Origin of the sequence: Solitalea canadensis DSM 3403 (assembly GCF_000242635.2) — a bacterium.
Lineage (GTDB): Bacteria > Bacteroidota > Bacteroidia > Sphingobacteriales > Sphingobacteriaceae > Solitalea > Solitalea canadensis.
Window position 1 is genome coordinate 1,954,282 of sequence record NC_017770.1, and the last position, 18,140, is coordinate 1,972,421.

Genomic DNA, 18,140 nt, shown 5'->3' on the forward strand with positions numbered 1-18,140 from the left:
TATGCAAAAATTGAAATACCTGAGTTATCTGTTGTTGCTAACGATACTTAGCCAAACAGTGAATGGTCAAACCAACACCAGAACTGTAGAAAATCTTAATAAAGGCTGGAAATTCTATCTGGGAGATGAAGTAAAAGCAAGTAATCCTGATTTTAATGATCAGAACTGGCGTAGCTTAAATGTACCTCATGATTGGAGTGTTGAAGGCTCATTTAGTAAGGATCATCCGGCAACACCTGGAGGAGGAGCACTTCCGGGTGGAACCGGTTGGTACCGTAAAACATTTATAATACCCGCAACAAGTAAAGGTAAATCGGTATTTATTGACTTTGACGGCGTTTATCGTAATAGTGAGGTGTGGATCAATGGTCATTTATTAGGGAAAAGACCTAATGGCTATATCGCTTTCAGGTATGATCTTACACCTTTCTTACTATATGGAAAAAAGAATGTGCTTGCGGTAAAAGTTGATAATTCCGAGCAGCCTAACTCACGCTGGTATTCTGGTTCGGGTATCTATCGTGATGTTAAACTTACCACTGTTAACCACGTTTTTGTTGATTTGTGGGGAACACAGGTTAGAACTCCAAAAGTAACCAGTGAAATTGCTAATGTGTCAATTAAAACCCAAATCAGGAATAACAGCACTGCTGTTCAACAGGGTGTTGTTAAAACTTCGCTGGTAAATGCAGAGGGTAAAGTAGTGACGTCAACCGCTACTAAAATTACGTTAAAAGATTCGATATCATTTGTTGAGCAATTGCTTTCTGTATCCAATCCTCATTTATGGTCTGATACAGATCCTTATTTATACAAGGTGGTCACAACTATTCTGCTGGGAAATAAAACAGTTGATCAGTATGAAACCACGGCGGGACTTCGTTATTTTTCATTTGATAAGGATAAAGGTTTTTCATTGAATGGTAAGCCATTGAAAATACGTGGCGTTTGCAATCATCATGATTTAGGGGCTTTAGGCGCAGCATTTAACGTACGAGCTGCTGAGCGTCAACTGGAAATGCTGAAAGAAATGGGTTGTAACGGTTTGCGGACTTCCCATAATCCGCCTGCTGAAGAATTACTGAATCTATGTGATAAAATGGGCTTTATCGTAATGAACGAAGCCTTTGATATGTGGAAGAAGGGAAAGAATAAATACGATTACAGCCTTGATTGGGACAAATGGCATAAACGTGATCTTGAAGATCAGATTAAGCGTGATCGTAATCATCCAAGTGTTTTCATGTGGAGCATTGGAAATGAGATTCAGGAACAGTGGGGAACAGGAGCAGACACTGCAGGAAGAGTGATTACCCGTGAATTGACTGCAATTGTAAAAAGCCTGGATGATCGTCCGGTTACATCAGCAACAAATGATATTAATCTGTATAACAATTTGATCTTTTCAAACGCTTATGATTTGATCGGTTACAACTATAACCATGATAAATTTGCCAAGTTCCCTCAGACATTTCCAGGTAAGCAATTAATAGGTTCTGAAACAGTTTCAGCATTGCAAACCCGTGGCCATTATGATATGCCCTCAGATAGTATACGAGTTTGGCCTACAGCATGGGATAAACCCCTTTTAACCGGAAATGCAGATTTAACCTGCTCCGCTTATGATAATTGCCGTACGCCTTGGGGATCAACTCATGAAGAGACGTTGTGTGAGTTTAATACTAACCAACATCTTGCCGGTATGTTCATCTGGACAGGTTTTGACTACCTGGGAGAGCCTACTCCATACCCATGGCCAGCACGTAGTTCCTATTTTGGAATTATCGACCTGGCAGGTTTTCCGAAAGATGTTTTTTACATGTATCAAAGTCAATGGACAAATACTCCTGTACTGCACATTTTTCCTCATTGGAACTGGAAACCCGGACAACTGGTAGATGTTTGGGCTTATTACAACAATGCGGATGAAGTAGAACTGTTTTTGAACGGTAAATCTTTGGGTTCGAAAAAGAAAGTACAGCATGAGTTTCATGTATACTGGCGAATACCATTTGAGGCGGGCACCATTAAGGCAGTTTCCAGAAAAAATGGAGTTACTGTATTAACAAAAGAAATAACAACAACTGGTACTCCTTCAAAAATTATCCTGACAGCCGACCGCAATAAAATTAAGGCAGATGGAGAGGACCTTTCTTTTATAACGGCCAAAATAGCGGACGAAAAAGGGAACATGATTCCCAATGCGGATAACCTGATTCAATTTACGGTAAGTGGAGATGCTTCCATAGCCGGAGTAGATAATGGAAATCCTACCAGCATGGAATCATTTAAGGCAAGTCAGCGAAAAGCATTTAATGGATTGGCTTTGGCCATTTTGAAATCAGGAGAGAAAAGCGGTAAGGTAACCTTTACAGCAACTGCACAAGGACTAGTCCCAGCGAGTATAGAGATTGAGGTTAAATAACCCTAAAGGGAATAGTGTATGATTATTAACAGAGGTCGTGATTGGTTAATTATAATAATGACAGCCTTCCTGATAACAGGGGGCTGTTTTTCAGCCTTTGCACAGAAAATAAATGCGTTTGTAGCGCCAGCAAGAGGGTTTACCAGTTGGCAACCTGCCGCCAATTGGGAGCATGCCATGCTAACCGGAAACGGTACAATGGGTGCAATGGTCATGGGACAACCTTATGACGAAACCATTATTTTAAGTCATGCAGCACTTTATATGCCATTGGCACAGTCAAAGAAACCGATCAGTCAAGCCGACAGGTTGGAAGAAATAAGGAATTTATTACTTTCCGGTAAAAACAAAGAAGCTGCATTGATACCTGTAGAGCAACGTAATATCGAAAACTACAAGGATGAAAGAGATCCCTTTATTCCGGCATTTGACGTCGATATTGTCCAGCAACCTGATGCAATTCACAAATATCAACGTTCGGTAAATTTTGAAACAGGAGAAGCCATAACTGATTGGGCTAGTGAAAAGGGAGTATTTCAGCGTAAGGTTTTTGTTTCCAGAAAGGATAGCGTGGTGGTAATCTCTATCAAAGGTGATCAACCAATCAATTGTTCCATCAATTTTAATCAGCGTCCGGTTGAGTGGCAGCAATCTAAATTTGTCCGAGAAGGTATTCGTGAGGTAAAAAAAGAGGCTGAAGCGGAATGGCTAACTTTTAGAAGCGGATTTAAGATTAAAAACAGAGTCGGACTCGAAGGATATGAAGGAGTTGGCAGGCTGATTTTAAAAGGTGGCAACATTGAAACCAAAGAAGGAAAGTTAACCATTGAAAATGCCGATGAGGTTTTGCTGTTAATTAAGATAGCTCCATCCTTCGATTATAAAAACTCGCAACTCAACCTTCTTAAATCTGCATTAATGAAGGTGCCTGGTGATTATCTGTTATTGCTGAAAAATCATGCAGGTATTCACGGAGAGCTGTTTAAGAGGGTAAAGTTTAATCTGACTACTACTAATGATGACGATAATAAACTAAATGCTGAAGAGCTGATTCTTAAGGCTAAAAGTAAATCATCTAAAGTGATGATTGAAAAGGCATTTGATGCCGGACGTTACAATGTTATCAGTTCTACCGGATATAATCCACCTAATCTTCAGGGTATTTGGAGTGGTACATGGACAGCTCCATGGACAGGGGGATTTACGAATGACGGAAATCTGGCAACGGCCATTTCTGCAAATCTTTCCACCAATATGCCCGAACTCATGCATTCATTTTTTAATTATCATGAACGCTTGATGGATGATTACCGACTTAATGCCAATTGCTTGTACAACTGCAGGGGTATACATATTCCGGCACAGGCTACTACAACGGGCTGGGATACTGATTTTGGAGAAACATGGTGCCTTACTTTTTGGACCGGAGCTGCCGGGTGGACTGCCGGGTTTTTCTATGATTATTACCTCTACACTGGAGATAAGGCTTTCTTACAACAGCATGCTTACCCATTTATGAAAGAAGCTGCATTGTTTTATGAGGATTTTATGACATTAGGTACTGACGGAAAACTAGTCTTTAATCCGTCCTATTCACCGGAGAATAATCCTTCTAATAACACTTCACAAGCTACTTTGAATGCAACGATGGACGTAATGATTGCCAAGCAGTTATTAAGAAATTGTATTACTGCAGCAAAAACACTTAATACGGATAAACAGAAAATTAAACAGTGGGAAGCTATGCTGGCGAAAATGCCTGAGTACGATGTTGCTGATGATGGTTCATTCAGAGAATGGCTTTGGGATGGAGTAGCCGAAAATCATCACCATAGACATACTTCTCAGTTGTACAGTTTGTATGATCATGCAGATCCGGATATTTTATCGAAACCCGAATTGACCAATGCTGTAGCTAAGACCATTCAGGAGAAAATGAAATTCAGAAATGCAGAAGGTGGAGGAGAAATGGCATTTGGTTTAGTTCAACTGGGATTAGCTGCCTCACGCATCAGTGATGTTAAAACAGTAGAACGTATTGTTCAGTGGTTATCATCAAAATATTGGTCAAATGGAATGGGCTCCTTTCATAATGTCGGTGGACTATTCAACACTGATATAAGTGGCGGATTACCATACCTGATCACTCAAATGCTTATAAGCGCTGAACCCGGAAGTATTTCAATATTACCGGCCCTTCCTGCTGATTGGGATAAGGGAAGCATCGAAGGCATTTTGTTGAGAGGACAAGTTAAAGTAAATAAGATGGAATGGAATGGCAAAAAAATACAATTGAAATTAACCTCGACAATTGACCAACGGGTTCAATTACAGTTCCCTGGATTTATTGACTATTTAACAGTAAATGAGAAGCAAGTAGCCATTGCAAAAAGCTATTCAATCTCATTGTCAGCTAATAAGGAGATTACTATTATTACTACTCTTAAATAGCTCAAATTATTCTGATGGGGACATCCTAATGAATAAGGAAACTCGAGTTAATTGGTTTAAAAACAGTGAAATATGCGTATGATAAAATATAAAATAACATTTCTACTGATAAGTCTGTTTAGCGGTTTTACTGCAACAGCACAATTAGTAATGCCGAAAGTTTTTGGCAGTAATATGGTTTTGCAACGGGATATTGCTATTCCGGTTTGGGGAAAAGCCAATCCGGGTGCAAAAGTTTGGGTTGAACTTGCCGGGAATACTACTATCACCAATAGCAACTCAAATGGTTCTTGGAAAGCTATGCTAAATGCATTGCCAGCCGGAGGTCCTTATGAATTAAAAGTCTATGCAAGCTCCGGAAATGAAGTTGCCAAAGAAACAATAGCATTTAAAAATGTTTTGATTGGAGATGTTTGGGTTGCCTCTGGACAATCAAACATGGAAATGAAGGTAAGCGAATCTAAAAATGCGCCTACTGAAATAAAAAATGCAAAGTATCCGAATATCCGATTCCTTATTGTTCCGCATGATGTAGCTCCTGAAGCTAAAACAGATATACTTCCGGCTGAATGGAAATCAATAGATTCAACAACAGTAGGTGAGTTTTCGGCTGTTGCCTATTATTTCAGCCGTCACTTAAATCAACAAGAAAATATTCCTGTCGGCATCATTCAATCGACCTGGGGCGGAACTCCGGTTGAAGCATGGACGAGCAAAGAACCGCTGATGTCAGTTCCTTCCGTTGCCAAAATAATCACGCAGCATGAAAACGAAAATGTTAACGGCGAAAGCTTTAAGAAAAATGAAGTGCTAATAAAACAGTACTGGGATCTTATTCAGAATTCAGCTAATGCCCTTAAGCAAAACATTCAGGCTGTAAACTACGACGACTCAAAATGGTCGACTTTGCAGATGCCTGCTACGGTAAGAAAATGGGCAGACGGTCCTTACCAGGGAATTGTTTGGTTTCGAAAAGTGGTTGAACTACCGGAAATAGCAGCCGGTAAAGACCTTCAGATTAACCTCGGTCATCCGGAGATGAATTATTGGCTCTATTTTAACGGCCAACTCATTTGTCAGAATAAATGGAACAACGCATTAAGTCACACCTATACTGTTCCTGCAAAATTCATTAAAAAAGGAAAGAATGTTATACTGTTAAGAGAAGCATTCCTATGGGGCGGCGGAGGTATTAATCCACCAGCCGATAGCCTGTATTTATCGTATGGAACCAACAAAATAAGCTTGACAGGTGCTTGGAAATATAAAAAAGGACTGGAGTCCGATCTACCTCCAACCATTAATTATCAGCATTATCCAACGTATTTGTACAATGCGATGATCAATCCGTTGATTCCTTACGGAATTAAAGGTTTTATCTGGTATCAGGGAGAAAATAACACAGGAAGTGCCTACCTGTATAAAACTCTTTTCCCATCAATGATCAACGACTGGAGGGTACGTTGGAAGCAAGGGTATTTGCCGTTCCTTTATGTGCAATTAGCTAATTACTTGCAGCAAAATCCCGAACCGGTTAATAGTGAGTGGGCCGAATTAAGAGAGGCGCAATTAAATACCCTCCATTACCCTAATACGGCTATGGCCACTATTATTGATATAGGAGAAGCGAATGATATTCATCCAAAGAATAAACAGGATGTGGGTTATCGATTGGCTTTAGCAGCAGAAGCTAAAGTTTACAATAGGAGTGATGTAGTTAGTCAGGGTCCAGTTTATGATTCACAACAAATACAAGGTAACACCATTGTGCTTCGATTTAAAAATGCAGAAAATGGATTGATTGCTTTAAATAACGATCAATTAAAGGGTTTTGCAATTGCCGGAAGCGACCAGAAATTTTATTGGGCAACCGCTGCCATTAAAGGCGATTTTATAGAGGTAAGCTCAGCTAAAGTCAGCAATCCGGTAGCTGTCCGTTACGGATGGGCCGATAATCCGGATTGCAATTTATACAACAAGAACGGTCTACCTGCTTCACCTTTTAGAACCGATTCGTTTGAAGGTTTAACAGATAAACGTAATTAAATGAAACGGTTAGCAGTCAATTACGCCCAGCTGATATAAAATTGGAACAAACGATAACCATAAGCAACTAAACAAACGCAATTGATATGAAACGTAGCAAAGTGATGGTCTCACAACTTGGGATTATAGCATTTATGATGATGAATATAGGGTTACAGGGCTGCCAGCAGTCCAAAGGCGCGGATGAAGAACGATTCGAGCAAAAAATAGAACAATTAATCGAAAAAATGACCTTAGAGGAAAAGGTAGGAATGATTCATGGAAATTCCTCTTTTACCTCCGCCGGAATTGAGCGATTAGGCATTCCGGAGCTGGTAACATCGGATGGGCCACATGGAGTAAGGGTAGAGCATGGCAGAGACTGGACTGTTGATACAAATGTTGATGATGCCGCAACTTATTTGCCAACTGGTAACACGTTAGCAGCTACCTGGAATACCGATTTGGGCTATCAATTTGGGGCCGTATTGGGCAGTGAGGCTAATTACAGGGGTAAAGATGTTATTCTTGGACCTGGTGTAAATATCATTCGTTCGCCGTTGTGTGGCCGTAATTTTGAATACCTGAGTGAAGACCCATACCTGATTTCGAAAATGGCTGTAGGTTACATCAAAGGGGTACAAGATCAGGGCGTATCGGCTTGCGTTAAACATTATGCAGCCAATAACGAAGAGGTCGATCGCAATACCGTTGATGTACAAATGAGCGAACGAGCCCTGCGCGAAATTTATTTGCCCGCTTTTAAAGCAGCTGTTGTTGATGGTGGTGTAAATACGGTTATGGGTTCTTATAATAAGTTTAGAGGGCAATATGCTACTCATAATGAATACTTGGTTAAAAAGATCTTAAAAGGCGAATGGGGTTTTAAAGGTGTGTTAATGAGCGACTGGGGAGCGGTACATAATACCATGGAGGCCATGCAAAATGGAACAGACCTTGAAATGGGAACAGATTTGGGAATGTTACCTAACCCTAATTACAACAAGTTTTTCATGGCCGATACAGTGCTGGCGCTTGTAAAAAGCGGCAAGCTTTCAGAGCAACTGATCGATGAAAAAGTACGTCGTATTCTTTGGGTAATGTTCAAGACCAATATGATCGATGGAAAACGTCAACCGGGAAGTTTTAATACCAAAGAACATCAGAAAGTAGCTCTTAAAGTTGCCGAAGAAGGGATTGTCTTGTTGAAAAACGAAAACGGAATTCTTCCGTTGCAGAAAAATGACCTTAAGTCCATTGCAGTTATTGGAGAAAATGCGAATCGTCCAAATTCAATGGGAGGAGGCAGCTCACAGGTGAAAGCGAAGTATGAGATCACTCTTTTACAAGGTTTAAAAAATCTGCTGGGTAGTACTGTTAATATCCAGTATGCGCAGGGTTATAAAATTGCAAGGGGACAACAAGCTGATGCAAAACTGATCAGTGAAGCCGTTAGCGCCGCTTCAAAAGCTGAAATAGCAATTTTGGTGGTAGGATGGACGCATGGATATGATTATTCAGTGTGGAATGATAATGCTTATGATGCCGAAGGTGTTGATAAACCTGATATGGATATGCCTTTCGGTCAGAATGAGTTGATAAAAGCCGTTTTAAAAGCCAATCCACATACAGTTGTGGTACTTACAGGAGGTGGACCGATTGATGTAACACAATGGATCGGTGATGCAAAAGGTGTTCTTGAAGGCTGGTACGCAGGTATGGAAGGTGGAAACGCTTTAGCTAAAATTCTGTTTGGTGAGGTAAACCCTTCAGGAAAATTGCCAATGACCTTCCCTAAAAAACTGGAAGATTCTCCTGCACATAAGTTTGGCGATTTTCCTGGCGTTAACAACGTGGCTCATTATAAAGAGGATATTTTTGTTGGTTATCGGTATTTCGATACGTATAAAGTGCAGCCTCAGTTTGCTTTCGGTCATGGATTATCGTATACAACATTTTCTTATGAAAACATGAAGGTGGCAGCCGGCGATGATAAAACAACAGCTACCATCACCATAAAAAACACCGGAAAAGTAGGAGGTGCTGAAGTGGCCCAGTTATATGTGAAACAAGTAAAATCTTCATTAAAACGCCCTGAGAAGGAATTAAAGGCTTTCCAAAAAATCTTCTTAAAACCAGGTGAATCAAAAGAGATCTCATTTGAACTTAATGATGAAGCCTTCCATTATTTTAATGATAAAGAAAATAAATGGGTGGTAGAACCCGGTAAATTTGATATTTTGATAGGTAGTTCTTCAAGAGATATCAGACAACAAAAATCGATTGTTTATAACAATTAATCCTTACGTCTGAAATTTCAACAGCTTGTTATCAACCTTATTATAAACAAAAAACTCCGTGCTCGTTGCACGGAGTTTTCTACTTAATCCATTTTTATTGATTAGAGTTTGAAAGCTACACCAAGGTTCAGATAAGTTACTCCATATCCGATTTCCATCATGGCAGCTAAATTGTCAGTGAAATAATAGCGACCGCCAATATTTACTCCTACAAACATACCACTACCGGCAATGCTACCGAATGATGAATCTTTCCACGATACGTTTTCATAACCTAACATTAAGCCTGCGTAAGTATCTAATTTATTCACAAATTCATAGTGAATATTTCCATTTACTCCAATAATTAAATCGGTTAATTTGGTTTTGCCGTTGTTAGCCATTCCGTAGTCATAAGCGTAATTATAACTTGCGTATCCAATGTATGGAGCAACACCAAGAGCACATTTGCTGTCGTTAAACAGGTTGTCTTTGATACCAAATTCTAATGACACTGAAACAGGAGGAACCGACATATTATAGCCGGAACCGGAAAACCCGGTGCTTCCTAAGCCAATACCTAAATTCAAAGCTTTGTCGCCTTTAATGAATGAAGTGCTTTGTGCTTTCACTTGTGCACTTACAGCGATTAGGGTAACTAAAATCGCAAATACAAATTTAAATTTCACTTGTGTACGTTTAAGATGTTAATATGTAAATGTTGAAAATTAACTTAATAAACAATGGCACTTGCACTTAACACATCTCCGTTTGAAACATTCTCTTTTACCACTTTCCCATCAATAATGATTTGGACGGTAAGTTTACCATTGTCACCTAATGTATTAGTACTGCCATTTGCACCGAAATTAATGGCAGGAACCGATGCTGGAATAGTTATTTCAGCACTTTCCCATGTTTTTGCATTAATATTGGTATTAGTTTGATTATCGCCCTGAGCATTGGTATGAATAGCAATAGATATCTTGGCATTATCAGATGTAAATGCTTTGAACTTCACTTTTCTTTCTTTAGATGTACCCGGATTGTTATCGTCATCTTTTTTACAAGAAACATTAACAATGCTGAATGCTAATAACACTACAATAATAGATAAAATTTTCTTTGACATGATATTTAATTTAAATGTGATTTACAATTGAATAGTTGATTTATTAGGATGTGTATTGCTGAGATGAATACAGTTGCTAAAAACAAGAAGGCAGTTTCCATCACTGGCATTATGGCTTGTTTTAATTTTCATGCGTTGTTGGTTTTAATCGTGATCCACTGTATAGAAGTTTTCACACAACAAAGCTACAAGCGCGAAAAAAGAAATGTAATCGCTGAAAACCCGTATTTTTTTCTACTGGTTTTCCTGTATTTTTATCTTTTTTAATTTAATTTCGAGCATTTTTAGTCACTTTTAATTAAGTTTTGATACTAAAAAGCTGACAAATAGTAAATTTAAACCAAACCTTTTCGATTAACATTCTATTTTAAATGCGAAAACATATACTACTCACAGGACTTTTATGGAGTTTGTTCTTGAACCTTTCGGCACAGCAATTATTACCTGTTAATGAAAAGGCCTACGCTGATAGTTTAACGACTATTCTGCAATCCAAGCAAACGGATAGTGTTAAAGCAAATGTGAATTATTTGTTATCGGATTACTGGCGAGCTAAAGACACGGTTAAGAGTAAAATTTACTTAACAAAGGGAAAACAGTTGGCTAGCCAAACTCCTTACCTACAGGCCTTATATTATTTTTATGAGGGTCAGTATTATTTCCATCGCAATCAACCAAGGGCGGCTGTATCCTTCAAGAAGGCCGTTGAAATGCTGGCTTCGTTTAAAACGCCGGAAAGTCAACAAAGCCTGGCTGCATCATGGTATAATTATGGAATCATGGTTCGAAATGAAAAAGGAGATGATTTTCTTATCGATATTCTGTTTAATAAATCCATTCCCTTAGCTGAAAAATCAGGAAATACGGAGAAAGCAGCCCATTATTATTCACAATTGGGTACTATTCTGATGTATAACTCCCAATTTGATAAAGCGGAGATCTATAACAAAAAAGCCATTGATTTACTAGAAAACAAAAAGCCCGGATCAACCACGTTAATGTTAGCTTATTTATCGGCAACCAGTAATTATATTTATAAAGGGAAGTCTGATGAGGCTAAAAAAATGCTGGATAAAGCAAAGAAGATTCTCGAATCGAATCCCGAGTCAACTCATTATCCTAATTATTATTACAATGAAGGACTTTATTACACGGCCAAAGCTGATTTTACCAAAGCCCTGGCAAGTTTGGATAAAGGTGTTCAGTTAGCTAAAAAATACGGACAGGCACAACTTCTGCAAATGCTTGTTTTTAGAAAATATAATATATTTCTTGAACAGAAGGACTTTAAAAGTGCCAAACAATTATTAACCGAAGTGGTAAAAGAGGGGACGCTGATTGCTGACGTTAACAACCGGAAAACCGTTTATTTTCAGTTAGCAAAAACCAACGAATACCTCGGTAACATGGGCGAAGCGTATAACTGGGCTATGAAGCACAGTTTATTAAGCGATAGCCTGAGTGCAAGTCACATGAAGGAAAAGATTAATGAGTTAGAGGCAAAATATCAACATGCAGAAAACCAGAAAAAGATATCCCTTTTAGAATCAGAAAAAAAGGAAGCGGACCTTTCTGCTCGTAATAATCGTTTATTTAACTGGTTGCTGGGTGCCATTTCCTTGCTTTTATTGATTTCGGCAGTTTTCTCTACGATTTACTTTAAGAATCAGAAAAAATTATCAGAACAAAAGGAGATTAATCATCAGCAGCAATTGAAAGAAATGGAGAATCAACAACAATTGGCAATGGCCGAGGCAATGTTGGAAGGAGAGGAACGCGAACGCAGGCGTGTTGCCAGGGATCTGCACGATGGATTAGGTGGGATGTTGGCCGGTATTAAAATTAAACTGTCGGGAGAAGCTGCTCAAATAGAGAAAGCTCCTTACGGCAGCGAGTTAACCAAAATTATTGACCAGTTGGATAATTCGGTTACCGAATTACGTCGCATTGCACATAACATGATGCCGGAAACCCTTATGCGTTTTGGCTTACAGACCGCGTTGCGTGATCTTTGCGATTCCATGCAAACGAAATATACAGCCATCAATTACGAGGCTTACAGTATTGCCGATAACTTGAGTCTATCTACCCAAGTGGCCATTTATCGTATCGTTCAGGAAACATTGTCGAATGCGATCCGTCATGCTGAGGCTCGAAACATCACCGTTCAATGCAGTCAGAATGGAGATGTATTTTTTATTACAGTAGAAGATGATGGTAAAGGGTTCGACAGCAAATTAAAAACGGTTAAAAAAGGGATGGGGTTAAACAACATTGAAAACAGGGTTAGATACCTTGATGGAAAGCTGGAAATTAACTCGAGTGCAAGTGAAGGTACAACTGTAAATGTGGAATTAAATGTTGCAGTCTGATCAATTAATACTAGCAATTGTCGATGATCACCCAATGGTAATTGAGGGCTTAAAAATGTTCCTTAAAAGCGAATCGAATATTACAGCGATAAGCTTTAATACCGGTAATCATTTTATATCATTTTTGCAGGATAATAAAGTAGACGTGGTGCTGCTTGATATTATGCTACCCGATTCGAATGGCATCGAGTTATGTAAAGAGATCAAAAAAATAGCGCCTACTACTGTTGTTATTGCACTAAGCAACCAATCGGAGCGAAGCATCATTATGCAAATGCTTCAAAATGGTGCCGCTGGTTATATGCTTAAAAATACAGACGCACATGAACTGTTAAATTGTATTAATGAAGCATTGGAAGGTAAATTAGCGTTTAGTAGAGAGGCAAGGGAGATTATGATGCGACCTTCTTTCAATGACTTAAAAGCAATCCCTTCCGTAACCAAAAGGGAAAAACAGATCCTACAAAAAATTGCTAACGGTGATACAACGGCTGCAATTGCCGAAGAACTTTTTGTTAGTCCTTTAACCGTAGAAACCCACCGCCGTAATTTGCTACAGAAATTTGAAGCTAAAAATGTAGCTGAATTGATAAAAATGGCTATTGAGCATAAATTGTTATAAACAAAAGCTTAACTATACGTAGTTGAGCTTTTTTGATACTACGTACTTAGTTTACCATGATTTTGCCTATTAATTAGTTTAATTGAACAGAATGATGGCTCACATCTTATATTTTTTAATTATTTTTATTAGTACCGTTTCAATATTCGCTTACAACTATTAAAGCACTAAGAACCTACTTATTCCATTCCAAGCCTTTTAAGCCCTTAAAGTCATTCAGTAAAAGAATTTTTCACCTTTTCAGATCAATTATTATGGCAACAAAAGATTTAACCATTGTATTGGTACATGGTGCATGGGGCGATGGCTCTCATTGGCAGCATATTATTCCTGATTTGCATAAACAGGGTTATAAAGTCAGGAGTGTACAAAATCCACTAACATCTTTAGAAGATGATATTCAGAAAACCAAAGACTTGCTTGATGCTCAGGATGGAGAAGTGTTATTGGTAGGGCATTCATATGGTGGTTCGGTAATATCTGGTGCCGGACATCATGATAAGGTGGTGGGACTGGTTTATATTGCTGCCTTTGCTCCGGACAAAGGTGAAAGTTTGGGAAGTATTTTTGCCCGACGTGAGCAGCCTCCCGGAGGAGCTAGTATTTATCCGGATAATAAAGGATTTCTGTGGATTAAATACGACGAGTATCACAAAAGCTTTTGCCAGGATTTGGACGAAAATGATACATTGGTGATGTCATTAGCACAAAAACCTATTCATGGTAAGTGTTTTGGTGATGAATCGGGTGAACCCGCATGGAAAAACAAACCTACGTGGTACCAAATTTCCGATAATGATCACGTGATTCCTCCGGAAACTCAAAAAGAAATGGCGGAGCGAATGCAACCTAAAAAAATCATCCATTTAAGCGCCAGTCATGCCTCATTAGCATCTCATCCCAAAGGTGTTCTGGACTTGATTGTTGAGGCAGCTAGTTCGTTTGAAAAATAGTGTTGATGAACGAACCATTTGATCAGAACTGAAGGTATTCATAAAAACCGACACAATGTTGCCGGTTTTTTTATGAATCATCATGCAACATCCGTTAAATCACTATGTCTATTAATCCGATAACACATTTACTACTATCTGATTATGAAAAAGATACTACTGATTTTACTAACTAGTTTCTTCTCACAAGTAACTCCTTCAGCAGCCTGTACTATTTTTATTGCTTGTAATAAGCAGAGTGTTTTGGTGGGCAACAATGAAGATTATACACCAACGGTTCAAACGTTCTTATGGGTAAGACCACAGCAACAGAATACCAATGGGTATGTTTTTTGGGGATTCGAAGAACAATATCCCGAAGGAGGAATGAATGATAAAGGCTTGTTTTATGATGTAGCTGTATTACCACAAAAAGCGGAGCTGATTAAAGATCCGAAAAAAGCGGATTTCGAAGGTTACATTGTCGAGAAAGTATTAAGAGAATGTAGTACGGTTGAAGATGTTATAAAGCTTGTTAGCAAGTATAATCTTACCTGGTATGAAAAGGCTCAGATTTTGGTAGCTGACAAATTTGGCGATTATGCGATTATCAATGCGAGTTATATTATCCGTCCAACCGATAAAAAATTTACCCTTACCAATTATAACTTAGCTAATCCTGCAAATAAAGATTTTAAATGTTGGAGAAGAAACACCGCTAATCAGTTATTGAACAATAATCCGTGCACCGTTGATCTTTTTACCAAGATTCTTGAAAATACCGCCCAGCACGAAACTGATAACGCTACGCTTTATTCACAGATATGTGATTTGAGGTCTAATACGATCTATTTATATCAACGAGGTAATTTTTCACAGGTTAAGAAAATAGATCTGCCCGAACTATTAAAAGCAGGTAAACAAGTTATTGAGATCAACGATTTATTTCCAAAGCGTATTACTGACGAACTGATCACGATCTATAAAAAGGATGGAATCACTAAAACAATTGAATTCTATCAAGGAAAGCGACGTGCTGACATAGGATATACCTTTACTGAAAACGACATTGAACAATTGGGATATCAACTGCTCGACAGCAATAAAGTAGCTGATGCTATTTCATTGCTAACAGTAAACTTACAGTACTATCCAAATTCAGAAAAAGCAAATGCAGCATTGGCCAATGCATACCTGAAAGATGGTAATAAAGTTGAAGCTAATAAATGCTACAAAAAAGCGTTGGACATAAATCCAGCAAGTTTTTACCCTGGCCTTTTTGGGCAGTCAGATAGTATCACGTTTCGCATAAAAGGTATGCAAGGGGCTGATAAAATAGCTTTGGTAGGAACATTCAATAACTATGATCCGAAGGCAAATTTGTTCACACGAACAAAGGATGGCTGGAGCTGCACCATTAAAATTCCACCTGGAGAATATGCTTATAAATTTAACATTGATGACACTTTTTGGATTCAGGACCCTGCAAATCAGTTACACGTAAAACCAACAGAATGGTGGGATTCTTATTTGAAGGTGGAGTAATTCTATTTTTCTTTCGGATTTTAATATCTTGAGTAATTACTATCTATTTTAAAATTCGCACATGAAAAGTGAAAAAAGCCTACTAACACAAGACTTAATTTTGGAAGCTGAAAACCGATTAATTGAATCAATGAAAAGCAGTAATGTAGATCAACTAGATCAGTTGTTACATGATGATTTAGTATTTATCACACCTGACGGACAAACATTGACTAAAAGTATGGACCTTGAAGCACATCGGTCGGGTTCAATGGTTATTGATAAGTTTGTTCCCTCCATCGAATCAATAAAGTTATTTGGAGACACAGCCGCAGTAGCCCTATTGGTTAATGCTTCTGGAGAAATGTTAGGTCAACCAATTTCAGGAACGTTTAGATACCTGAGGGTTTGGAAACAATTCGACGACTCATTAAAAGTTATTGGAGGTTGCTGCGCCATCGTGGCATAAATACGCCGGATCAAATTTGTCCGAGGTAAACTTCGGTACTATATTGAAATTTCACTTCACCATTTTGCTGGTATTGATTAAAGATAGTTTTTAGCTCGTTAATAAATACCTTTCCCTCGTGCGTATCAGGTAATGGAACATAGGAAGAAGAACTTGCTCGTCCGATCAAACCGGATTCATCAAAAAACTGATAATTGGGAAATGTTACTTTGGTATAGTTACCGTCTCTGAAAAAGGAAGAAAAATCAGTATGATCAAGCTTGCGATGATTTATCTCCTTATAATCGGTACTTTTTTGTTGAAGCAGCACATCATAGGCCATAGAAAACGCATCAGCTTCTGCTATTCGCTTATTCCACAGAAGCGCAACAAAGCTGTCTGGCTTTAATATACGTTGAAATTCTTTTTTAGTCTCAGCCGTATTAAACCAATGAAAAGCTTGCGCTGAAACAATCAGATCAACGGAATGATCGGGGAGGGTTGTCTCATCAGCAGGCGCCGAAACTGACACCATATTTGGGTATTCTTTGAGCATCTCTTCCGCAGCCAAACGCATCGGTTCATTAGGTTCAACAGCAAAAACCTCGCAACCAAGATCCAATAAATGTTTGGTGAAAATTCCGGTTCCGGACCCAATGTCTGCAACTCGATAGGTGGCAGATAAGCCAGTTTGTTTTTTTAAAAATTCGATTACCTGTGGAGGATAATCAGGGCGATACTTTACATAATCCAGCACCTTGTTTGAAAAACGCTTTGTGGAGTTGTTGATCATAGTGCAAATATAAATGAATCCGCGTTAGTTATTTTTTGTCAGGAAAAATCAAAAAGCGATAGTTGATATAAAATCATTAATTTACTATACTACAATTGTTTATAAACTATATAGCTACAAAAACGTTAAACATGCTGCCCATTATAGAAAAAGATGAAACCATCGATTCGATATTAAATGTATATAAAACAGACCTTGGACATTATTATGAGCCTTATAAGAATCATGTTTACAGGGTATTTAATTTTGCTGTCAGTTCTATTAATTCCAAAGAAGACCTGCAAAAATTAGCCATTGCCGCCGCATTTCACGATATCGGTATCTGGACAAATTCAACGTTTGATTATTTACAGCCCTCTATCAAATTAGCAAGAAATTATTGTCTAACTAATGAATTAACCCCGGAAACGACAGCTGAAATTGAATTGATGATAGATGATCACCATAAATTAAACAAGGTAACCACATCCGCACTTGCAGAGTTATTCAGACAGGCTGACTTAGTTGATCTTAGTTTAGGGTTGATCGGAAATGGGCACGAAAAAGAATATATTAAAGCCGTCAGAAATAAATTTGAAAACAAGGGCTTCCATTGGTTCCTGGTGAAGGCCTTTCTTAAAAATTTGGTAAAAAATCCCTTGAATCCATTGCCGGTAGTTAAGTTCTGAAAAGGTATAGGTTTATATAATTTACAATAGAATATTAATAATTCCCTTAATTAATTATTAATATTCTAATTATAACCATAAGTAAATCTTCAATTTATATTTGGATTCTATTTTTTGTTTTTGATTTTTTGTTCCGGCAAATAAGCCAAAGAAAAGCAAGAATGTTGTCTGCAATTTTTGAAAAACACCTTCCGTATTATACCTACCATTCAAAATGATTATTCATTAGTAAAATAAGGTAAACAAAGGTTTGATTTAATCACTCTCTTAATAGAAGCTTTCTGTTTTTGTTAAGAATCTAGTTGGCAGAAGCTAAACTACATGCACTTCTATGTTTTGATATGAAGCTATAAAGGTATTAGAAATATAATCATCGACTAAAATCTAAAAAGGAGGATCATGAATTACATAAACGGCGATGGGTAAGAAATTGAAACTTGTACACAAAAACAAATAGAGTTAATAAAAA

At 38.1% G+C, this 18,140-nt stretch carries 13 protein-coding genes; 10 read left to right on the plus strand and 3 right to left on the minus strand.

Annotated features, from left to right (window positions below; genetic code table 11):
• Position 1: 1 nt before the first annotated feature.
• The 4 genes from galB (at position 2) to SOLCA_RS07890 (ending at position 9,201) form a co-directional block, all read left to right on the plus strand.
• Positions 2–2,425 carry a beta-galactosidase GalB gene (gene galB, locus SOLCA_RS07875; protein WP_014679911.1) on the plus strand — a complete coding sequence of 808 codons (2,424 nt, stop codon included), beginning with the start codon at positions 2–4 and terminating at the stop codon, positions 2,423–2,425.
• Between the two features lie 18 nt (positions 2,426–2,443).
• Positions 2,444–4,876, plus strand: coding sequence for a glycosyl hydrolase family 95 catalytic domain-containing protein (locus tag SOLCA_RS07880; protein WP_014679912.1), 2,433 nt, complete (start codon positions 2,444–2,446; stop codon positions 4,874–4,876).
• Between the two features lie 72 nt (positions 4,877–4,948).
• Complete coding sequence (locus SOLCA_RS07885) at positions 4,949–6,922, plus strand: sialate O-acetylesterase (protein ID WP_014679913.1); 1,974 nt, start codon at positions 4,949–4,951, stop codon at positions 6,920–6,922.
• An 86-nt stretch (positions 6,923–7,008) separates the two neighbouring features.
• A complete protein-coding gene (locus SOLCA_RS07890; RefSeq protein ID WP_014679914.1) occupies positions 7,009–9,201 on the plus strand; it encodes a glycoside hydrolase family 3 C-terminal domain-containing protein in 2,193 nt (730 codons plus the stop codon).
• Between the two features lie 101 nt (positions 9,202–9,302).
• Here the strand turns inward: SOLCA_RS07890 and SOLCA_RS22275 are convergent, their stop codons facing one another.
• The gene (locus tag SOLCA_RS22275) at positions 9,303–9,869 is read right to left on the minus strand and encodes an outer membrane beta-barrel protein (protein WP_014679915.1); all 567 of its coding nucleotides are present in this window, start codon (positions 9,867–9,869) and stop codon (positions 9,303–9,305) included.
• 44 nt (positions 9,870–9,913) lie between these two features.
• A complete protein-coding gene (locus tag SOLCA_RS07900) occupies positions 9,914–10,312 on the minus strand; it encodes a hypothetical protein (protein WP_014679916.1) in 399 nt (132 codons plus the stop codon).
• 371 nt (positions 10,313–10,683) lie between these two features.
• Here SOLCA_RS07900 and SOLCA_RS07910 point away from each other — a divergent pair, with 371 nt between their 5' ends.
• The 5 genes from SOLCA_RS07910 to SOLCA_RS07930 all read left to right on the plus strand — a co-directional run bounded on the left by SOLCA_RS07910 (position 10,684) and on the right by SOLCA_RS07930 (position 16,231).
• On the plus strand, positions 10,684–12,684 hold the full coding sequence (locus tag SOLCA_RS07910) for an ATP-binding protein (protein WP_014679917.1): 2,001 nt from the start codon (positions 10,684–10,686) through the stop codon (positions 12,682–12,684).
• Positions 12,671–13,306: a response regulator transcription factor gene (locus SOLCA_RS07915; RefSeq protein ID WP_014679918.1), complete on the plus strand. Its 636-nt coding sequence runs from the start codon at positions 12,671–12,673 to the stop codon at positions 13,304–13,306. Before SOLCA_RS07910 ends, SOLCA_RS07915 begins: the two co-directional genes overlap by 14 nt.
• A gap of 254 nt (positions 13,307–13,560) precedes the next feature.
• Complete coding sequence (locus tag SOLCA_RS07920) at positions 13,561–14,259, plus strand: alpha/beta hydrolase (RefSeq protein WP_014679919.1); 699 nt, start codon at positions 13,561–13,563, stop codon at positions 14,257–14,259.
• Between the two features lie 144 nt (positions 14,260–14,403).
• Positions 14,404–15,783, plus strand: a complete 1,380-nt coding sequence (locus SOLCA_RS07925; RefSeq protein ID WP_014679920.1) for a carcinine hydrolase/isopenicillin-N N-acyltransferase family protein — start codon at positions 14,404–14,406, stop codon at positions 15,781–15,783.
• A gap of 61 nt (positions 15,784–15,844) precedes the next feature.
• Positions 15,845–16,231, plus strand: coding sequence for a nuclear transport factor 2 family protein (locus SOLCA_RS07930; protein ID WP_014679921.1), 387 nt, complete (start codon positions 15,845–15,847; stop codon positions 16,229–16,231).
• A gap of 10 nt (positions 16,232–16,241) precedes the next feature.
• On the opposite strand, the gene SOLCA_RS07935 is transcribed toward SOLCA_RS07930, so the two are convergent.
• Complete coding sequence (locus tag SOLCA_RS07935; protein ID WP_014679922.1) at positions 16,242–17,003, minus strand: class I SAM-dependent methyltransferase; 762 nt, start codon at positions 17,001–17,003, stop codon at positions 16,242–16,244.
• Between the two features lie 131 nt (positions 17,004–17,134).
• On the opposite strand from SOLCA_RS07935, the gene SOLCA_RS07940 reads away from it, so the two are divergent.
• On the plus strand, positions 17,135–17,671 hold the full coding sequence (locus tag SOLCA_RS07940; RefSeq protein ID WP_042479531.1) for a hypothetical protein: 537 nt from the start codon (positions 17,135–17,137) through the stop codon (positions 17,669–17,671).
• The last annotated feature ends 469 nt before the right edge of the window (positions 17,672–18,140 follow it).

What these genes read in the sequence shown, in the direction of transcription:
- galB (WP_014679911.1), top strand. Translation starts at nt 2, where the DNA reads ATGCAAAAATTGAAATACCTGAGTTATCTGTTGTTGCTAACGATACTT.
- SOLCA_RS07880 (WP_014679912.1), top strand. Translation starts at nt 2,444, where the DNA reads ATGATTATTAACAGAGGTCGTGATTGGTTAATTATAATAATGACAGCC.
- SOLCA_RS07885 (WP_014679913.1), top strand. Translation starts at nt 4,949, where the DNA reads ATGCGTATGATAAAATATAAAATAACATTTCTACTGATAAGTCTGTTT.
- SOLCA_RS07890 (WP_014679914.1), top strand. Translation starts at nt 7,009, where the DNA reads ATGAAACGTAGCAAAGTGATGGTCTCACAACTTGGGATTATAGCATTT.
- SOLCA_RS07900 (WP_014679916.1), bottom strand. Translation starts at nt 10,312, where the DNA reads ATGTCAAAGAAAATTTTATCTATTATTGTAGTGTTATTAGCATTCAGC.
- SOLCA_RS07910 (WP_014679917.1), top strand. Translation starts at nt 10,684, where the DNA reads ATGCGAAAACATATACTACTCACAGGACTTTTATGGAGTTTGTTCTTG.
- SOLCA_RS07915 (WP_014679918.1), top strand. Translation starts at nt 12,671, where the DNA reads ATGTTGCAGTCTGATCAATTAATACTAGCAATTGTCGATGATCACCCA.
- SOLCA_RS07920 (WP_014679919.1), top strand. Translation starts at nt 13,561, where the DNA reads ATGGCAACAAAAGATTTAACCATTGTATTGGTACATGGTGCATGGGGC.
- SOLCA_RS07925 (WP_014679920.1), top strand. Translation starts at nt 14,404, where the DNA reads ATGAAAAAGATACTACTGATTTTACTAACTAGTTTCTTCTCACAAGTA.
- SOLCA_RS07930 (WP_014679921.1), top strand. Translation starts at nt 15,845, where the DNA reads ATGAAAAGTGAAAAAAGCCTACTAACACAAGACTTAATTTTGGAAGCT.
- SOLCA_RS07935 (WP_014679922.1), bottom strand. Translation starts at nt 17,003, where the DNA reads ATGATCAACAACTCCACAAAGCGTTTTTCAAACAAGGTGCTGGATTAT.
- SOLCA_RS07940 (WP_042479531.1), top strand. Translation starts at nt 17,135, where the DNA reads ATGCTGCCCATTATAGAAAAAGATGAAACCATCGATTCGATATTAAAT.